This is a genomic window from Stenotrophomonas sp. 63632_Sma, from assembly GCF_056482875.1.
This window is the reverse complement of the sequence record NZ_CM151220.1, coordinates 584,073-602,787: the sequence shown is the minus strand read 5'-3', so window position 1 is coordinate 602,787 and position 18,715 is coordinate 584,073. Positions and strand designations below refer to the sequence as shown.

The following is an 18,715-nucleotide window of genomic DNA, read 5'->3' as shown; positions in this document are numbered from 1 at the left end:
CTCTCTCCCCGGCCTCCCAGGTACCTCCGTCCGCCCCCTCCGTCGCCTTCCCGGGCGACGCCCGGACCTGCGTCACGCGCGGCGCCATCGGGGCCCGCGCGCCCTTTGATCGGAGACTTACCCATGTACGACCCGATTGTGCGCAGTGCCGAACGTTCGACCCGAAGCTGTCGTCCCCGCCGCCTGGCCTGGCTGCTTGCCCTGGCCGCCGGTACCGCCGCCCTGCCCGGCCTGGCGCAAGCCGCCAGCTGTGCCGGCGTGGCCCAGTGGGACCAGGCCAAGATCTACCGGGCCGGCGATACCCTGCAGAAAGGAGGCGTCCTCTATCGGGCGAACCAGGACATCTGGAACGCGCCGCCGGACCATCCGGCCGGTGCGCCCTACTACACCAACCTCGGTGCCTGCGATGGCAGCGGCAGCAACCAGCCGCCGGTGGTCAGCCTGACCTCGCCGGCCAACGGCGCCACCTTCAGCGCCGGCAGCACGGTCAACGTGACCGCCAACGCCAGCGATGCGGACGGCAGCGTCGCCAAGGTCGAGTTCTTCCGCGATGGCAGCACGCTGGGCGTGGCCACCAGTGCGCCGTACGCGGCCAGCTGGGCCAATGCCAGCGCCGGCAGCCACACCCTGCGTGCAGTCGCGACCGACAACAACAACGCCACCACCAGCACCTCGACCATCACCATCACCGTCAATGCCGCCGGTGGCGATACCACCGCACCGAGTGTGCCGGGCGGGCTGGCGGTCGGCACCCGCACCGCCAACAGCATCGCGCTCAGCTGGAGCCCGTCCACCGACAACACCGGTGGCAGCGGCGTGGCCGGCTACGACGTGTACCGCAACGGCAGCCTGGTCGGTTCACCGTCCAGCGCCAGCTACATCGATGGCGGGCTGACTGCCTCCACCACCTACCGCTACCGGGTTCGTGCCCGCGACAACGCCGGCAACGCCTCGGCCCAGGGCACCGAGATCAGCGCCACTACGCTGGCCGGCGACGGCGGCACCACCGGCAAGCGGGTGATCGGTTACTTCACCCAGTGGGGCATCTACGGCCGCAACTACCGGGTCAAGAACATCGACAGCAGTGGCTCGGCCGCACGCCTGACCCACATCAACTACGCGTTCGGCAACGTGCGCAACAACCGTTGCGAAGTGGGCATCACCCAGCCGTCGGATCCGAACAGCGGTGCCGGTGGCGATGCCTTCGCCGACTACACCAAGGCCTTCAGTGCCGCCGAGAGCGTCAGCGGCAGCGCCGATACCTGGGACCAGCCGCTGCGCGGCAACTGGAACCAGCTCAAGCAGCTCAAGGCCAAGTACCCGGGCATGAAGGTGCTGATCTCGCTGGGTGGCTGGACCTGGTCGCGTGGTTTCTCCAGCGCGGCGCGTCCGGAAAACCGCCAGGCCTTCGTCGCCTCGTGCATCGACGCCTACATCAAGGGCAACCTGCCGGTGACCGACGGTGCCGGTGGCGCCGGTGCCGCACTGGGCGTATTCGACGGCATCGACATCGACTGGGAGTACCCGGTGGCCTGTGGCATCGAATGCGGCAAGCCGGAGGACAACGCCAACTTCACCGCGCTGATGGCCGAGTTCCGCCGCCAGCTCGATGCGGTGCGTCCGGGCCTGTTGCTGACGGTGGCGGTGGGTGCCGGCATCGACAAGATCCGCGTCACTGATCCGGCCGCGTACCACCCGTACCTGGACTACATCAACGTGATGACCTACGACTTCCACGGCGCGTGGGATGCGAAGACCAATCACCAGTCGGCGCTGTTCGATTCGCCGAATGATCCGTCCACCGGCGACCAGAAGCTCTACAACAGCAACGACGCCATCGAGGCCTTCATCAGCCGTGGCGTGCCCGCCGCCAAGCTCAACCTGGGCATCGGCTACTACGGGCGTGGCTGGACCGGTGTGACCAACGCCAACAACGGCCTGTACCAGACCGCGACCGGCGCCGCCCCGGGCACGTATGAAGCCGGCATCGAAGACTGGAAGGTGCTGAAGAACCTGGCGTGGCCGGGCTACACCGACAACACGGCCGGTGCCACCTGGATCTACAACGGCAGCACGCTGTGGAGCTTCGATACCCCGGCCAACATCACCCGCAAGATGGGCTACGTGAAGACCCAGGGCCTGGGCGGCGCGTTCGTCTGGGAGTTCAGCGGTGACGATGCGCAGGGCACGCTGACCAAGGCGGTCAGTGATGGCCTGAAATAAGCAAAAAGCCGGGGGCGCATTGTGCGCCCCCGGCCTCTGATCTGTAGCGCCGAGCCCATGCTCGGCTGATGGTCCCGCAGTCGAGCATGCCTCGACGCTACGATTCCGCGTCAGCGCTTCTCGGACAGCTTGTCCAGCGCCGCACGCAGCTGCGCCGGCGGCAGGTAGCCGCCCAGCTGGGTGCCATCCGGCGCGAAGATCGCCGGCGTGCCGTTCACGCCCAACTGCTGGCCCAGCGCGTACTGCATCGCCACCGGGTTGGTGCAGTTCTTGGCCGGCACACTGCCACCGCGCTTGGCGTTGGTCAGGGCCTGGCGGCGATCCGCTGCACACCAGACCGAAATCATGTCGGTGTAGTCCTTGCTGCCCAGGCCCATGCGCGGGAATGCCAGGTACTCGACCGAGATGCCGTTGCGGTTGAGCTCTGCGATGTCCTGATGCAGCTTGCGGCAGTAGCCGCACTCGATGTCGGTGAACACGCTGATGGTGTACTTGGCATTGGGCGCAGCGAATACGATGCGGTCGCCGTGGTTGGCCTTGGCCAGCAGATCGCGGCGGTAGCCAAGCAGGCCTTCGCTGTTGGCCGGGCCCTTGGCACGCGTGTCGTAGGGCTGCGACTGGAACAGGTAGCGGCCATCGTCGGACACGTACAGCAACTGGCCGGAGACCACGACCTCGCGGAAGCCGGGGAACGGCGCAGCACCGATGTAGTCCACCTGGAAGCCGGGATTCAGGGCGGTCAGCGCGGCGCGTACGGCCTGGTCGGCCGAAGCGTTGGCGGCCGGGGCGGCCTTGGCCGCAGCCGCGGCGGGTGCCTTGGCGGCCGGCGGAGCCGGCTGGGCGCAGGCGGTCAGGCTGAGCGCACCGAACACGGCGGCGATGGCAAATCGGAGCATGGAGCGATCCGCAACAGAAGAAGATCCCGGATTCTGACACAGCCACCAGAACCGGGCCGCGACGCCCGGCACGGCCCCGGGCAGCGATTCAGCCCGGCGCTCAGCCGCGCGGATGGTGGCGGGCGTGCAGCTTCTGCAGATGCTCGCGCGCCACCAGGGTGTAGATCTGGGTGGTCGACAAGGAACTGTGGCCGAGCAGCATCTGCAGCGCGCGCAGGTCGGCACCGCGGTTGAGCAGATGGGTGGCGAAACTGTGGCGCAGGCCATGCGGGCTGATCCGCGCCGGGTCGATGCCGGCCACCTGCGCGTGGCGCTTGACCAGGTGCCAGAACGCCTGCCGGGTCAGTGCATGCAACGTCGGCTCGATGAACAACGGGGTCTGCCCATCCGCCAGGGCATGCACTTTGCCCTTGCCGACCAGCTGCGGGCGCGACGCCTGCAGATAGCGCTCCAGCCAGTGCTGCGATTCCTCGCCCAGCGGCACCAGCCGCTCCTTGCTGCCCTTGCCCGTGACCCTCAGCACGCCCTGGCGCAGGTTGACTGCCGTGGCCGGTAGCAGCACCAGCTCGCTCACGCGCAGGCCGGCCGCATACATCAGCTCCAGCATGGCACGGTCGCGCAGGCCCAGCGGACTGTCGATGTCCGGCGCCGCCAGCAGCGCGTCGATCTGGCTTTCGGCCAGCGCCTTCGGCAACAGCCGCGGCAGCTTCGGCGGGTCGAGCAGCGCACTGGGGTCTTCGCTGCGTTCGCCACGGCGCACGCCATCGGCGAAGAACGCCCGCAGCGCCGACAGCAGGCGCGCATTGCTGCGCGGCGACCAGCCATGCCGGGTGCGCCAGGCCAGATAGTCGAACAGCCCGGGACGTTCGATACCGGCCAGGCCACCGTCGCGTCCATCCATCCAGCGCGCCAGCCCTTCCAGGTCGCGCCGGTAGCTGTCGAGGGTGGCGCGGGCCAGGCCGTTCTCGGCCCAGATCGCATCGAGGAAGCGCTGGATGCGCGCGCTGTCGTCGGCGCGCAGCTCGGGCAGTTGCTGGACCAGCTGGCGGCGTTCGGCGGGGGTGGAAACAAGGGCCATGGGTGCAGGATACGAGGGCCACTGCGGGCACGGCCAGCTTTGCGTATGCTCGGCGCATGTCCCGCCCCGCCACCGACACGGCCCCTGCGGCCGCTACCGAAATGCCCCGCCCACGTGCCTTGTTGGCCTGGCGCGTGCTGGCGATGGTCTACGACGCACTGCCGGTGCTGGCGCTGTGGATGCTGGCCGGCACGCTGTTCACCCTCGCCTACACCTTCAGCGGCCACGCGCAGCGCGAGAACATCGCACCGTTCAGTGCCTGGCAGTGGCTGCTGTGGGCGGTGTGCTGGGGAATCACGGGGTGGTACGCCACGGCCAGCTGGCGCCGTGGCGGACAGACGCTGGGCATGCGACCGTGGCGGCTGAAACTGCTATCGAGCGATGGCACGCCGCTTCGGCGCGGCCAACTGTGGCTGCGCTTCGCGGTGGGCTCACTGTCGCTGCTGCTGGGTGGACTGGGGTTCTGGTGGGCATGGGTCGACCGCGACCGCCTGACCTGGCACGACCGCGCCAGCGGCACCCGCCTGATGCGCATGCCGAAGCAGTGATGCACCACGTGTAGAGCCGAGCATGGGCTCGGCTCTACACGATCAACGCAGCGATCAGCCAGCAGCTGCCGGGTCCGGCAGGATCACCGCCGGCTGCGTCCAGAGGTCGAAGAAGGCGGACGCAAACGCATTGGCCTGCACATCGTCAGCCACCGGCGACTGTCCGCTCAACTGCGCACGGGTCTTCACGAACTCCTGCCACAGTTTCAGGCTGGTCTTCTTCAGGCGCTTCTGCTCGCCTGCATCGGTTGCGGCAAGGTACTGCGCGTACAGCTCGCGCATCGGTTTGCCCTGGGCCTCATAGGCCGCCGGAAGCGGCGGCAGCTGGGCGGCAGTGAAAGCCACCGATGCTGCCGGCGGCCGGTAGCCATCCGGCCCGAAAGCCTCCTTCAGCTCGTCCCCGGCATCCAGGTATTCGAAGAAGCCAGGCACATTGTAGAGCTTGGTCCGGTAGTCGGACGAGGTATCCGGGCTGCTGGAGACCAACGTTTCAGGCAGCTCGCCCTTCAGTCCTGCGTCCCAACGGCGCGGAATGAAGAAGCCGGTCGCCTTCACGTAGGGACCCTCGATCTCCACATCGTTCAGTTCGATCTTCGATGCCAGGTTGCCGGTATTGGTTTTGCTGGTGACGTACTGCTCGGTGACGATCACGTACTCGGCCATGGCCGGGTTGATCAGCCCGCCGATCCCGTCGGCGTAGACAACCATGCGTACGCTGCCGATCTTCTCGCTCTGCAGCCGGTACTGGCCCGGCTCCAGGACCAGGGGCATGGAGGTGTGCGGCGGCAGGGTATGCACCTGCTGGTCGACCGACAAGGTCAGCGGTGCATCCGTCGGGTTGTCGATCTCGAAGTCGACGGTGGACCGGCTGCAGCCGGCAGAAAGCAGCACGGCCGCGATGTACGGCAGAAAGCGTTGGAAGCTCATGTTCGTCCTTGAAGTGAAACGGAAACAGCAGGGCCTTGCCCGGCTCCCTGGGAATCAACCCGATTTGCGCCGGAACAGCAATCCAGACACCGCCAGCATCACGATCGGTGGCAGCGCATAGGCAATTCGGTAATCGAACTTCAGCGCGCCGGCCATGCGCCCGAAGAACAGCTGCAGCAGCCAGAAGCCCAGCGCGAACAGGATGCCCAGGAACAGGCGCTTGCCCATGCCGCCGCTGCGCAGCGAGCCGAACGCGAACGGCACCGCCGCCAGGCACAGCGCCAGCACGTTCAACGGGTAGAACCAGCGGCTCCAGTACACGTCCTCGAAGTCACGCGCGTCCAGCCCGTTGCGCTGCCGGTAGGTGATGCTGGTGCTCAGTTCGGCCAGGCTGAGGTTGCGCGGCTTGGCGATGCCGGTGGCCAATGCGGCCGCATCCAGCTTCGAATTCCACGGTTCGCGCGCGACTTCCTGGCGGGTCGCCGAGCGCTCGCCGAAGGTATCGCGACGTACCCCGGTCAGCACCCAGCCATCCCTGTCATGCTCGGCGGTGTCGGCATGGGTCAATGAGGCGATGCCCCCATTCTCGGCGATGCGGTACAGGCGCACGTCGCGCAGGATCAGGCGCGTGCCCTTGTCGCCGACCAGCTGCTCCTCGCCGCTCTGCGCGTTGAGGAAGGTATCGCCCTCGCGTGCCCACAGGCCCGAGTAGCGGCTGGTGGCGATATCCCGCCCCCACTTGGCGCTGGACTTCAACGCATCGGCGCGGTCCTGGCCCCAGGGGCCCAGGGTCTCGGCGCTGAACACCATCACCGCGGTCAGCAGCGACAGCGCGATCGCCACCGAAACGCTCAGGCGCTTGCGCGACAGGCCCAGCGCACGCAGCGCGGTCAGCTCCGAGGTCGCCGCCAGCTGGCCCAGGCCCATCAGTGCACCGATCACCGCGGCGGTGGGGAACATGGTGTAGGCGCGGCGTGGCACCGTGTACAGCACCCAGGCGGCGGCATGGCCCAGCGTGTAGCCGTTCTTGCCGATGTCCTTGAACTCGCCGGAGAACGCCATCACCACGTCCAGGCCAACCAGCACGGCCCAGGTCAGCAGCACCGTGGTGAACACCGACCGGCCCAGGTACAGGTCGAAACGCATCGGGCGCAGCCTCATGCGCGGGCTCCCTTCGGGCGGCCCAGGCGGCCATCACGTGCGTACATCCAGATTGCCAGCGCCAGCAACGGCAGGGTCAACCACCACAGGCCAAGCGCAGGGGGGATCTTGCCGTTGGCGATCCAGCCGCTGCCGATGAACATCAGATTGGTGCCGACCATGTAGGCCATCAGCGCCAGCATCATGCGGCCGTAGCGCTGCTGGCGCGGCGAGCTGCGGCCCAGCGGCACGGTCAGCAGGGCGAACGCCAGCGCGATCAGCGGCGGCGCCAGGCGGCGGTGCAGCTGCGCCTGCGCCTGCGGACGCTCATCGCCGATCAGCTGCAGGGTCGGCATCAGTTCCGGGTCATCCTCGGTGCGGGTCTGCGCGCCATCGGGCAGGGCCACGTCATTGCGGGCAAAGGTCGCCAGGCGGTAGTCCAGGCCACCAGCCACCGGCCCTTCCACCTGGTGCCCATCATCCAGCTCCAGGAAGCGCTGACGGGTGCCCTCGAAGAACATGCGGCCGCCATTGGCCGACACCACCTCCAGGCGGTCATCCTTCTGGCGCTGCAGGAACACCTTGCCCAGCTGGGTGCCATCGGGCGAGATCGAGGACAGGTAGACCACGCCGCCATTGGGCAGCGGGGTGAAGCGGCCCGGCTCCAGACCGGCCATCAGCACGCTGCGGTTGGCCTCGATGATCATCTGCTCGGCCACCCGGCCGGCCCACGGGCCCAGCCACAGCGAGCAGGCGCCCACCAGTGCCACCACCGGCACCACCAGCATCAGCAGTGGCCGCAGCAGTCGCTTGGGGCCGACACCAATGGCGGTGATCACTGCCATTTCCGAGTCGCGGTACAGGCGCGCGATCGCCAGCAGCAGGCCCAGCATCAGCGCCAGCGGCAGGATCAGCGGCAGGTAGGCGATGAACTGCAGGCCCAGCTGCGAGAACAGCAGCTTGGCCGGCAGGCGCCCGTCGGCGATGTTGCCGAGGATGTCCACCAGCACGCCGCCCACGCTGACCACCAGCAGGACGATCAGGGTAGCCAGGAAACTCTGGACGAAATCGCCCAGCAGGTATCGGTCGAGCTTCAGCATGGGGCGGTGGTTTAAACTCTGGGGTTCGTTCGCGGTGCCGCCCAGTCTACTGTCTGGGCGTAAACGGCCTGCGATTGTACGGACTCGCCAATGGAATCTGCTCAATGGCCCTCGAATTCACCCTGAACCACGTTGCTCCGGCCGCCGCCACCGTCGATTGCCTGGTGGTTGGCGCGTATGCCGACCATACCCTGACCCCGGCCGCACAGGCCCTGGACGCCGCCAGCGGTGGCCGCCTGGCCGCCCTGGCCCAGCGCGGCGACCTGTCCGGCAAGACCGGCGCCACCACCCTGCTGCATGACCTGCCGGGCGTGACCGCCCCGCGCGTGCTGGTGGTCGGCCTGGGCGAAGCCGCCCGCTTCGGCGTGCCGCAGTACCTGAAGGCCGTCGGCGACGCCGTGCGCGCGCTGAAGGCCGGTGCTGCCCGCAGCGCACTGTTCATCCTGTCCGAAGTGGCGGTGAAGGACCGCGACGCGGCCTGGGCGATCCGCCAGGCGGTGATCGCCGCCGATCATGCCGCGTACCGCTACACCGCCACCCTGGGCAAGAAGAAGGCCGACGACGCCGGCCTGGCCCAGCTGGCCATCGCCGGTGACGACGCGCAGGCCCTGGCCCAGGGCCAGGCCATCGCCGCCGGTGTCGAGTTCGCCCGCGAACTGGGCAACCTGCCGCCGAACTACTGCACCCCGGCCCATCTGGCCGAGGTCGGCGTGAAGTTCGCCGGCGAGCACGATGGTGCCGAAGCCGAGATCCTCGACGAGACCCAGATGGAAGCGCTGGGCATGGGCTCGCTGCTGGCCGTGGCCCGTGGTTCGGCCAACCGCCCGCGCCTGGTCGTGCTGAAGTGGAACAATGGCGGCGACGCCAAGCCGTACGTGCTGGTCGGCAAGGGCATCACCTTCGATACCGGTGGCGTCAACCTGAAGACCCAGGGCGGCATCGAAGAGATGAAGTACGACATGTGCGGTGGCGCCAACGTCATCGGCACCTTCGTCGCTGCGGTCAAGGCCAAGCTGCCGCTGAACCTGGTGGTGGTGGTGCCGGCGGTGGAAAACGCCATCGACGGCAACGCCTACCGTCCGTCCGACGTGATCACCTCGATGTCGGGCAAGACCATCGAAGTGGGCAACACCGACGCCGAAGGCCGCCTGATCCTGTGCGACGCGCTGACCTACGCGCAGCGCTTCGAGCCGGCCGCGCTGGTCGACGTCGCCACCCTGACCGGCGCCTGCATGGTCGCCCTCGGCCACCAGACCGCCGGCCTGATGAGCAAGCACGACGACCTGGCCAACGAGCTGCTGGCCGCCGGCGAGCAGGTGTTCGACCGCGCCTGGCGCCTGCCGCTGTGGGACGAGTACCAGCCGATGCTGGATTCGACCTTCGCCGACGTCTACAACATCGGCGGCCGCTGGGCCGGTGCGATCACCGCCGGCTGTTTCCTGTCGCGCTTCGCCGAAGGCCAGCGCTGGGCCCACCTGGACATCGCCGGCGTGGCCAGCGATGAAGGCAAGCGTGGCATGGCCACCGGCCGCCCGGTCGGCCTGCTGAGCCAGTGGCTGCTGGACCAGGCCGCCCGCGCCTGATGCCGTACCCGACCCTGGCCGGCCTCCGCCGGCCAGGGCCTCGCCCGGCACTGCCGGGCCCCTGCCTGACCCGGACCCTGCCATGCCCCGCGCCGACTTCTACCTGATCGCCAAGCCCCGCTTCCTGACCGAGCCGTTGCGCCTGGTCTGCGAGCTGGCGCGCAAGGCCAACGACGCCGGGTTGTTCACCCTGGTGCTGGCCCGCGACCAGGCCCAGGCCGAGGAGCTGGACGAACTGCTGTGGGCGTTCGACAACGATGCCTACATCCCGCACCAGATCGCCGGCGAGGACATGGACGAGGAAGAAGCCCTGGTGCTGATCGCCGTGCCGGGCACCGAGGCACCGGCGCGCCCGCTGGTGATCAACCTGCGTGATGAACCCTGGCTGGGCGAGTGCGAGCGCGTGCTGGAAGTGGTTCCGGCCGACCCGGAAGCGCGCGAACCGCTGCGCGAACGCTGGCGCCAGTACAAGACCGCCGGTTACGACCTGAACAAGCACGACATGTAAGTCCAGCGAGGACCCCTTGATGCGCCTGTTGATCGCCCTGATTCTTCCCTGGCTGTCCTTCTTCACCATCGGCCGGCCGTTTGCCGGCATTGTCTGCCTGATCCTGCAGATCACCCTGATCGGCTGGCTGCCCGCCGCGATCTGGGCCGCCTACGCGGTCAGCCAGTACCACACCGACCAGAAGATCCGGCGCGCCCTCGGGCCGCGCTGATCTCCCTTCCGCCTTGATTACCGGTTCCCCCGCATGACCCAACTCGCCTCCAGTTACGACCCGAAGTCCTTCGAGACCGACCTCTACGAGGCCTGGGAGAAGGCCGGCCACTTCAAGCCGTCCGGCACGGGCGAGCCGTACACCATCCTGCTGCCGCCGCCGAACGTGACCGGCACCCTGCACATGGGCCACGCCTTCCAGCAGACCCTGATGGACGCGCTGGTGCGCTACCACCGCATGCGTGGCTACGACACGCTGTGGCAGGTCGGTACCGATCATGCCGGCATCGCCACCGAAATGGTGGTCAGCCGCAACCTGGCGCTGGAAGGCAAGGGCGAGACCCGCGATTCGCTGGGCCGCGAAGGCTTCATCGGCAAGGTCTGGGAGTGGAAGCAGCAGTCCGGCGACACCATCGAACGCCAGATGCGCCGCCTCGGCACCTCCGCCGACTGGTCGCGCAGCACCTTCACCATGGACCCGCAGCCGTCGGCGGCGGTCAACGAGGCCTTCGTGCGCTGGTACGAGCAGGGCCTGATCTACCGCGGCCAGCGCCTGGTCAACTGGGACCCGGTGCTGAAGACCGCCATTTCCGACCTGGAAGTGGAAAGCGCCGAGGAAGACGGCTTCCTGTGGTCGATCGCCTACACGCTGGATGAGGGCCTGAGCTACGAACACGTCGAGCGCGATGCCGACGGCGTGGAAACCCTGCGCGAAACCCGCGACTACCTGGTCGTCGCCACCACCCGCCCGGAAACCCTGCTGGGCGATACCGCGGTGATGGTGCACCCGGAAGACGAGCGCTATGCACATCTGATCGGCAAGAGCGTGGTGCTGCCGCTGACCGGCCGCCGCGTCCCGGTGATCGCCGACGACTACGTGGACCGTGCCTTCGGCACCGGCGTGGTCAAGGTCACCCCGGCGCACGATTTCAACGACTACGAAGTGGGCGTGCGCCACAGCCTGCCGCTGATCAACCTGTTCACCCCGGTGGCGGCGCTGAACGAAAACGCGCCGGAGCGTTTCCAGGGTCTGGACCGCTACGCCGCGCGCAAGGCCGTGCTGGCCGAGCTGGAAGACCTGGGCATCCTGGTCGAGACCAAGGCGCACAAGCTGCAGGTGCCGCGCGGCGACCGTACCGGCCAGGTGATCGAGCCGTACCTGACCGACCAGTGGTTCGTGAAGATGGACGACCTGGCCAAGCGTGGCCTGGAGCTGGTCGAAGACGGCAGCATTTCCTTCGTGCCGCCGAACTGGATCAACACCTACCGCCACTGGATGAACAACATCCAGGACTGGTGCATCAGCCGCCAGCTGTGGTGGGGCCACCGCATTCCGGCGTGGTTCGACGAAGCCACCGGCAGCTGCTACGTCGGTCGCAGCGAAGAGGAAGTGCGGGCGAAGCACAACCTGGGCAGCGACGTGGTACTGAACCAGGAAAGCGACGTGCTGGAGACCTGGTTCTCCTCGCAGCTGTGGCCGTTCTCCACCCTGGGCTGGCCGAACGAACAGGCCATGGCCGAGCGCGGCTTCGACCGCTACCTGCCGTCGTCGGTGCTGATCACTGGCTTCGACATCATCTTCTTCTGGGTGGCGCGCATGATCATGGCCACCGACAACCTGGTCGGGAAGATCCCGTTCAAGGACGTCTACTTCACCGGCCTGATCCGCGACGGCCAGGGCCAGAAGATGTCCAAGAGCAAGGGCAACGTGCTCGATCCGCTGGACATCATCGACGGCATCACCATCGACGATCTGGTCGCCAAGCGCACCGGCGGCCTGATGCAGCCGAAGATGGTGGAGAAGATCGAGAAGGCCACCCGCAAGGAATTCCCGGACGGCATTGCTGCCCACGGTGCCGATGCGCTGCGCTTCACCATCGCCGCGCTGGCCACCCACGGCCGCGACATCAAGTTCGACATGAACCGCGCCGAGGGCTACAAGAACTTCTGCAACAAGCTGTGGAACGCCAGCCGCTTCACCCTGATGAACACCGAGGGTGCAACGTTCACCGGCGTGCCGACGCCGCGCACCGATGCCGAGCGCTGGATCCTTGCGCGCCTGGCGGCGGTGTCCACCGAGGCGCAGGGCCACTACGCCAACTACCGCTTCGACCTGCTGGCGCAGTGCCTGTACGAGTTCGCCTGGAACGAGTTCTGCGACTGGTTCCTGGAGCTGAGCAAGCCGGCACTGAATGGTGCCGATGCCGCCGACGCCGAAAGCACCCGCCACACTCTGCTGTACGTGCTGGAAGCGCTGCTGCGCCTGCTGCACCCGCTCACGCCGTTCATCACCGAACAGCTGTGGCAGCAGCTGGCCCCGCGCCTGGGCCTGGCCGAAACCACGCTGTCGCTGCGTCCGTACCCCACCGCCGCCGAGTTCGAAGGCGATTTCGCCCAGGCCGAGGCCGACGTGGAATGGCTGAAGGCCGTGATCAGCGCCGTGCGCCGCGTGCGCAGTGAGCTGAACGTCGCGCCGTCCAAGCTGGTGCCGCTGCGCCTGCAGGCCGGTCTGGAGCAGGACCGCGTGCGCATCGAACGTTTCAGCGCCTCGCTGTCGTTCCTGCTCAAGCTGGACAGCATCCAGTGGCTGGCTGAAGGCGAAAGTGCACCGCCGGCTGCCGCCGCGATCGTCGGTGAACTGAAGCTGCTGGTGCCGCTGGAAGGCCTGGTCGATCTCGATGCCGAGCGCGCGCGCCTGGACAAGGAGATCAAGCGCGTGGAAGGCGAGCAGGAGAAGAGCGAAACCAAGCTGGCCAAGTTCACCGACAAGGTGCCGCCGGCGGTGGTCGAGCAGGAACGCGTGCGCCTGGTCGACTGGAACACCCAGCTGGCCGGCCTGCGCGAGCAGCGCGCGAAGCTGTAAGCGCCGGGAAACGCCGGGTACTGCCCGGCGTTTCCTTTTGTAGAGTCGAGCCGTGCTCGACTCATGACAGCAGTCGAGCATGGCTCGACTCTACATTTCCCGCGCATGGCATCATCGCTGGATGCCGCTTTCCATCTTCCTGCTGGTTCTCGCCGCTGCCGCGCTGCATGCCAGCTGGAATGCGATCGTCAAGCGCGGACCAGACAAGTTCCTCGGCACGGTGCTGGTCACCGGGAGTGCGGCGCTGCTATCGGCCACTGTCCTGCCCTTCCTGCCATTTCCCGCGGCGCACAGTTGGCCGTGGCTGGGCGCGTCGGTGCTGCTGCAGGTGACCTATTACGGCCTGGTCGCACGTTGTTACCAGCAGGTCGACATGAGCCTGGCCTACCCGCTGATGCGTGGCAGCGCGCCGATCCTGGTCGCGTTGGCGGGCACCCTGCTGGGCGAGCAGCTGCCACCGGCAGCGTGGCTGGGCGTGGTGCTGGTCAGCACCGGCATCCTGTGCATGGCGCTGGGGGCGCGTGGCGGTCAGCTGCGCCTGCCGCTGCTGACCGCGGCGATGATCGCCACCTACACGCTGGTCGATGCGCAGGGCGCGCGTCAGTCCGGCAGCGCACTCAGCTATACGTTGTGGCTGTTCCTGCTGTCGGGCATTCCACTGCCACTGTGGGCGCTGTACACGCGCCGCGGCGCGGTGCTGGACTATGCGCGACAGCACTGGCCGCTGGGGCTGGCCGGTGGCGTCGGCACCACCACCTCGTATGCGATGGCGTTGTGGGCAATGACCCAGGCGCCGGTGGCGATGGTCTCGGCGTTGCGCGAATCGTCGATCCTGTTCGCGTTGCTGATCTCGGTGTTCCTGCTGCGCGAACGGATTCCGCGCGCGCGCTGGCTGGCGGCGGCGTTGATCGTCGGGGGTGTGTTGGCACTGCGGCTGGCGTGAGGAAAGCGTGCCAACCAAGGCTGGCACCTACCACGGTAGGTGATGTGTCGATGACAGCGGAGATCCATCGGTAGTGCCGGCCGCAGGCCGGCAACCCTGCTCCGTTACAGCGGCGGCATCGCCTGCAGGTCGCCGTCGACCAGTTCGATCGCCATCACCACCGCGTCTTCGCGGCCCTGTGCGGCCGGGTAGTAACGCGGGCGGCGACCGATCTCGTTGAAGCCTTCGCTGTGGTACAAGGCCAGCGCGGGTGTGTTGGACGGACGCACTTCCAGGAACACACGCTGCGCCCCGCGGTCGCCGGCCAGCTGTACCAGCGCGCGCAGCAACTGACGTCCGAGCCCACGCGACTGCGTCAGTGGATCGATGCAGACGTTCAGCACATGGGCCTCGTCGGCCGCGATGCTGAGCACGCCATAGCCGATCAGCTGGCCATCACGCTCCATGGCCAGGCCCGGATAGCCCGCACGCAGGCAGTCGACGAAGATGCCGCGGGTCCAGGGAAACGGATAGCCGCGTACTTCAATCGCCATCACCGCGTTGAGGTCGCTCTCGCGCAGCGCGCGCAGGCTGACCGGACCGGGCTGGCTGACCGCACTCATGGCGCACCCCGCTTGCGCAGGGCGCGCAGCTGCGGCCACAGCGCGCGCTTGGCGGCCGGGTCCTGACGCAGCTGGTCCAGCGGCCAGCTGTCCATCAGCGCCTGCGTGGCCGGATCATTGGGATTGCAGCCGGACGCGCGCAGCAAGGCGATCTGCAGGCGATCCGGCAGGCGCACCACCGGCTGCCGGGCATTGCCGCCAGGCAGCGGCCGGGCAGCCGCGGGCGCGGTGTCCGGTGCGCTGACCGGGGTCTCGCGGCGCGCTGGCGCCGGGCGTTCCTGGCGGGAAACCGGTGCGGCCGCAGCCAGAGGTTCGCGCGCGGGTGCGGTTGACGCCCGCGCCTGCTCCGCCGCTGGTGTGGCAGCCGCCTCGGCGTCGGCCACGCTCAGCTGCAGCGCGGCATCCAGCTCGGCGGCCAGCTGGCCGTCGTGATAGACGGTGTAGCCCATGGCCTGCAGCCAGGCCTGCTGGGCCGGTGACCACAGCAAGGGCAGGTCCTCGCTCACGCGGCCTCGGGCTTCTTGCGCAGGCGCTGCACGGCCCACATCACCGGGCCCGACAAGGCATACAGGATGCCCACCGCGAACAGCACGCGCGGCAGATCGATGACCGCAATGGCGATCGCCACTGGCACCAGGGCCAGTACCAGGAACGGCACGCGGTCGGAGCGGGTGCCCTTGGCGCCGCCGCCCTTGAAGCTCCAGAAGCGGATGCGGCTGACCATCAGCAGCGCCGCGATGATCGTCACCGCCAGCGCCACGTAGCGCAGCTGGTTGCCGTCCCAGCCCAGGTTGCCATCGGCGAACGCCCAGACGAAGGACATCATCAGGCCGGCCGCGGCCGGGCTGGCAAGGCCGACGAACCAGCGCTTGTCGACCACCGCTACCTGGGTATTGAAGCGGGCCAGGCGCAGCGCCGCGCAGGCGGCATACAGGAAGGCCACGGCCCAGCCGACGCGACCCAGCAGCGGGTCGTCGAACTTCAGCCACGACAGCGACCAGTGGTACATCACCAGCGCCGGGGCCATGCCGAAGCTGACCAGGTCGGCCAGCGAGTCGTACTGCACGCCGAATTCGCTGCTGGTGCCGGTCAGGCGCGCCACGCGCCCATCCAGGCCATCCATCACCGCCGCCACGAACACGGCGATGCTGGCGTTGACGAAGTCCCCGTTGGCCGCGGCGATGATCGCGTAGAAGCCAGCAAACAGGCCGGCGGTGGTGAACAGGTTGGGCAGCAGGTAAATCGTGCGCGAACGCGGCGGCGGTGTGATCGGGTCCATGGAATCCAGTTTAATCGACTTGCCAGTGCTCGGCGCCAATGCTGCAATCGGCGTTCTACGCCCATTCCGTGGAGTTTGCCATGCGTGCCCTGTCCTGCCTTGGATGCCTGCTGCTGTTGGCCAGTGCCAACGCCGTGGCCGGCCCGGTCTATAAATGGAAGGACGCCAATGGCGTGACCCAGTATTCGGAGACCCCGCCGGCGGGCAGGAAGTTCGAGACCCGGGCGCAGGCGCGCAGTCCCCAGGCGGCGGCCAGCGCCGAGACCCCGGCCGCGCCGGTGCCCGAGCAGTGCAGCACCGCCCGCGCCAACCTGGCCCTGCTGGACGGCGGCGGCCAGGTAATGCAGGACACCGATGGTGATGGCAAGGCCGATACCGCGTTGGCTCCGGAGCAGCGCAGCGCGCAGAAGGGATTGGCTGAAGCCGCCATCAAGGCCTACTGCCCGGCGGAGTGAGGGTTATCGGCAGGGCTTGCAGCCCTGCACCCGCAGAGGCGGTAGCAAGGGCAACGTCAAGAGCGGGCATTCCGTGGAATGGCGGGGCGGTGTCGGAGTGCGGGGACGCCGCAAGTACGTCCCTGTAGGCTTGGCAGCCGCATCCATGCGGCTGACACCCCGCAATCCGACACCGCCCCACCCCCGACAGATTCCCGGTGGTCAGTAGATCCACGCCATGCGTGGATGAATCTCCATGGAAATCGAATAGTTCGAGAATTGATCGAACAGCAGCCGAGCATGGCTCGGCCCTACAAAAGGGCGACAGATCGCAGAAAACTGTCGAAGGCGGGGTGGGTCCGGTTGCGGGGGCGTGAGCGCCATGGATGGCGCGACCGAGCCACAGGGACGTATTTACGGCGTCCCCCGCAACCGGACCCACCCCGCCATCCCACGGGAAGCCCGCTGTTGCAGTTGCAGTTGACGTTGCTTGAGGCGGGTGCAGGGCGCAGCCCTGCCGATACCCCTCCCCCCGGCCGGGCTGGCAGAATAGGCGTCTCTGCCGTTATCCGAAGCCGACGATGCGCCTCTCCCAGTTCCACCTGCACACCACCAAGGAAACCCCCAGCGACGCCGAGCTCACCAGCCACCGGCTGATGCTGCGCGCGGGCATGATCCGCAAGCTGGCATCGGGCCTATACACCTGGTCGCCGCTGGGCCTGCGCGTGCTGCGCAAGGTTGAACGCATCGTGCGCGAGGAAATGGACCGCGCCGGTGCCGTGGAATTCCAGATCCCGACCATCCAGCCGAAGGAACTGTGGGAGCAGACCGGGCGCTGGCAGAAGTTCGGCCCGCAGCTGCTGAAGATCAAGGACCGCAAGGACCAGGTGTTCTGCTACAGCCCGACCGCCGAAGAAGCCGCCTGCGACTTCGCGCGCAGCGAGCTGTCCAGCTACAAGCAGCTGCCGGTGAACTTCTACCAGGTGCAGACCAAGTTCCGCGACGAGATCCGTCCGCGCTTCGGCGTGATGCGTTCGCGCGAGTTCCTGATGAAGGACGCCTATTCGTTCCACCTGCACGATGAGTGCCTGGTGCGCGAGTACGAGAACATGAAGTCGGCCTACAGCCGTATCTTCACCCGCCTCGGCCTGGATTTCCGCATGGTGCAGGCCGACTCCGGCGCGATCGGCGGTGATGCCTCGCAGGAATTCCACGTCATCGCCGATTCCGGCGAAGACGCGCTGGTGTTCTCCACCGGTTCGGACTACGCGGCCAACATGGAAGCGGCGATCGCTGCCGATCCGGCACCGCGTGCGGCCGCCAGCGAAGCCATGCGCAAGGTCGATACCCCCACCCAGAAGACCTGCGAGGATGTCGCGGCGCTGCTCGGCATCGACCTGCAGCGCACGGTGAAATCGGTGGCGCTGATCGCCGGCGAAGGCAAGGCACAGCAGTTCGTGCTGCTGCTGGTACGCGGCGACCATGAGGTCAACGAGATCAAGCTGGCCAAGGTTGCCGGCCTGGACGAACAGCGCTTCGCCAGTGAGGCGGAAATCGCCGAGCACCTGGGCAGCGTGCCGGGCTTCCTCGGCCCGGTCGCCCCGGCCAAGGCCATCCGCGTGGTGGCCGATCGCGAAGTGGCGGCGATGTCCGACTTCGTCGTCGGCGCCAACGAAGCCGGTTTCCACCTGGCTGGCGTCAACTGGGGCCGCGACCTGCCGGAACCGGAAGTGGCCGACATCCGCAACGTGCGTGCCGGTGACCGCGCGCTGGACGGTGGTGAACTGAAGATCGCCCGTGGCATCGAAGTCGGCCACGTGTTCCAGCTCGGCCGCAAGTACGCCGAAGCGCTGGATGCCACCGTTCTGGACGAGAACGGCAAGGCCGCGGTGATGGCGATGGGCTGCTATGGCATCGGTATCTCGCGCGTGGTGGCTGCCGCGATCGAACAGAACCATGACGATGCCGGCATCATCTGGCCGGACGCGATGGCGCCGTGGCAGGTGGTGGTATGCGTGATCAATCCGAAGGGCGACGCCGCCGTGGCCGACGCCGCGGCCAACCTGCTGCAGGAGCTGCGCGATGCGGGCCTGGACGCGGCACTCGACGACCGTGGCCTTCGCCCGGGCGCGATGTTCGCCGACATGGAACTGATCGGCATCCCGCACCGCGTGGTGGTCAGCGAACGTGGCCTGGCCGCCGGCACCTACGAGTACCGTTCGCGCCGCGCCAGCGAAGCGGAAAGCCTGGACAAGGCCACCCTGCTGCAGCGCCTGCAGGGTTGATCAGGAAAAGACCGGGGCATGCCCCGGTCTTTTTTTGCCTGACGCCCATTTGAGCAATATTGCAGCGGACATAATCCGGTCAAAATCGACGCAATG

The 18,715-nt window shown here is 67.7% G+C and carries 17 protein-coding genes; 9 read left to right on the top strand and 8 right to left on the bottom strand.

The window, feature by feature from the left end:
• Positions 1–123 precede the first annotated feature (123 nt).
• Positions 124–2,223, top strand: coding sequence for a glycosyl hydrolase family 18 protein (locus ACZK45_RS02735; protein WP_478445422.1), 2,100 nt, complete (start codon positions 124–126; stop codon positions 2,221–2,223).
• A gap of 110 nt (positions 2,224–2,333) precedes the next feature.
• On the opposite strand, the gene ACZK45_RS02730 is transcribed toward ACZK45_RS02735, so the two are convergent.
• Positions 2,334–3,119, bottom strand: coding sequence for a DsbC family protein (locus tag ACZK45_RS02730; RefSeq protein ID WP_049424945.1), 786 nt, complete (start codon positions 3,117–3,119; stop codon positions 2,334–2,336).
• Between the two features lie 100 nt (positions 3,120–3,219).
• Complete coding sequence (xerD, locus tag ACZK45_RS02725) at positions 3,220–4,197, bottom strand: site-specific tyrosine recombinase XerD (RefSeq protein WP_478445421.1); 978 nt, start codon at positions 4,195–4,197, stop codon at positions 3,220–3,222.
• 56 nt (positions 4,198–4,253) lie between these two features.
• Here xerD and ACZK45_RS02720 point away from each other — a divergent pair, with 56 nt between their 5' ends.
• Positions 4,254–4,745 (top strand): RDD family protein, encoded by a 492-nt coding sequence (locus ACZK45_RS02720; RefSeq protein WP_125892556.1) that lies wholly within the window; start codon positions 4,254–4,256, stop codon positions 4,743–4,745.
• Positions 4,746–4,799: 54 nt separating this feature from the next.
• Here the strand turns inward: ACZK45_RS02720 and ACZK45_RS02715 are convergent, their stop codons facing one another.
• The 3 genes from ACZK45_RS02715 to lptF are packed head-to-tail and all read right to left on the bottom strand — an operon-like array spanning position 4,800 to position 7,912.
• The gene (locus ACZK45_RS02715; protein WP_478445420.1) at positions 4,800–5,672 is read right to left on the bottom strand and encodes a hypothetical protein; all 873 of its coding nucleotides are present in this window, start codon (positions 5,670–5,672) and stop codon (positions 4,800–4,802) included.
• A gap of 54 nt (positions 5,673–5,726) precedes the next feature.
• The gene (lptG, locus tag ACZK45_RS02710; RefSeq protein ID WP_125892552.1) at positions 5,727–6,833 is read right to left on the bottom strand and encodes an LPS export ABC transporter permease LptG; all 1,107 of its coding nucleotides are present in this window, start codon (positions 6,831–6,833) and stop codon (positions 5,727–5,729) included.
• Complete coding sequence (gene lptF, locus ACZK45_RS02705) at positions 6,830–7,912, bottom strand: LPS export ABC transporter permease LptF (protein ID WP_032128008.1); 1,083 nt, start codon at positions 7,910–7,912, stop codon at positions 6,830–6,832. The genes lptG and lptF overlap by 4 nt, the downstream gene beginning before the upstream one ends.
• A gap of 104 nt (positions 7,913–8,016) precedes the next feature.
• Here lptF and ACZK45_RS02700 point away from each other — a divergent pair, with 104 nt between their 5' ends.
• From ACZK45_RS02700 to ACZK45_RS02680, 5 genes are all read left to right on the top strand, one after another.
• Entirely contained in the window at positions 8,017–9,495 is a 1,479-nt protein-coding gene (locus tag ACZK45_RS02700) for a leucyl aminopeptidase (protein WP_478445419.1), read from the top strand.
• Between the two features lie 82 nt (positions 9,496–9,577).
• Positions 9,578–10,003, top strand: coding sequence for a DNA polymerase III subunit chi (locus tag ACZK45_RS02695; protein WP_032128006.1), 426 nt, complete (start codon positions 9,578–9,580; stop codon positions 10,001–10,003).
• A gap of 19 nt (positions 10,004–10,022) precedes the next feature.
• Complete coding sequence (locus tag ACZK45_RS02690; RefSeq protein ID WP_012510005.1) at positions 10,023–10,214, top strand: YqaE/Pmp3 family membrane protein; 192 nt, start codon at positions 10,023–10,025, stop codon at positions 10,212–10,214.
• Between the two features lie 33 nt (positions 10,215–10,247).
• The gene (locus ACZK45_RS02685) at positions 10,248–13,076 is read left to right on the top strand and encodes a valine--tRNA ligase (protein ID WP_346487081.1); all 2,829 of its coding nucleotides are present in this window, start codon (positions 10,248–10,250) and stop codon (positions 13,074–13,076) included.
• Between the two features lie 121 nt (positions 13,077–13,197).
• Positions 13,198–14,019 (top strand): EamA family transporter, encoded by an 822-nt coding sequence (locus ACZK45_RS02680; RefSeq protein WP_478445864.1) that lies wholly within the window; start codon positions 13,198–13,200, stop codon positions 14,017–14,019.
• 104 nt (positions 14,020–14,123) lie between these two features.
• On the opposite strand, the gene rimI is transcribed toward ACZK45_RS02680, so the two are convergent.
• Genes rimI through pssA form a run of 3 tightly spaced genes read right to left on the bottom strand, consistent with a single transcriptional unit; the run spans position 14,124 to position 15,900 of the window.
• On the bottom strand, positions 14,124–14,621 hold the full coding sequence (gene rimI / locus ACZK45_RS02675) for a ribosomal protein S18-alanine N-acetyltransferase (protein ID WP_032128003.1): 498 nt from the start codon (positions 14,619–14,621) through the stop codon (positions 14,124–14,126).
• Complete coding sequence (locus ACZK45_RS02670; RefSeq protein ID WP_180838736.1) at positions 14,618–15,127, bottom strand: hypothetical protein; 510 nt, start codon at positions 15,125–15,127, stop codon at positions 14,618–14,620. Before ACZK45_RS02670 ends, rimI begins: the two co-directional genes overlap by 4 nt.
• A complete protein-coding gene (pssA, locus tag ACZK45_RS02665; protein WP_019660986.1) occupies positions 15,124–15,900 on the bottom strand; it encodes a CDP-diacylglycerol--serine O-phosphatidyltransferase in 777 nt (258 codons plus the stop codon). The genes ACZK45_RS02670 and pssA overlap by 4 nt, the downstream gene beginning before the upstream one ends.
• An 80-nt stretch (positions 15,901–15,980) precedes the next feature.
• Between pssA and ACZK45_RS02660 the strand changes: the two genes are divergently transcribed.
• Together ACZK45_RS02660 and ACZK45_RS02655 are read left to right on the top strand one after the other, a co-directional pair.
• On the top strand, positions 15,981–16,355 hold the full coding sequence (locus tag ACZK45_RS02660) for a DUF4124 domain-containing protein (protein ID WP_049400296.1): 375 nt from the start codon (positions 15,981–15,983) through the stop codon (positions 16,353–16,355).
• Positions 16,356–16,915: 560 nt separating this feature from the next.
• Positions 16,916–18,619: a proline--tRNA ligase gene (locus ACZK45_RS02655; RefSeq protein ID WP_032128001.1), complete on the top strand. Its 1,704-nt coding sequence runs from the start codon at positions 16,916–16,918 to the stop codon at positions 18,617–18,619.
• Positions 18,620–18,715: the final 96 nt, after the last annotated feature.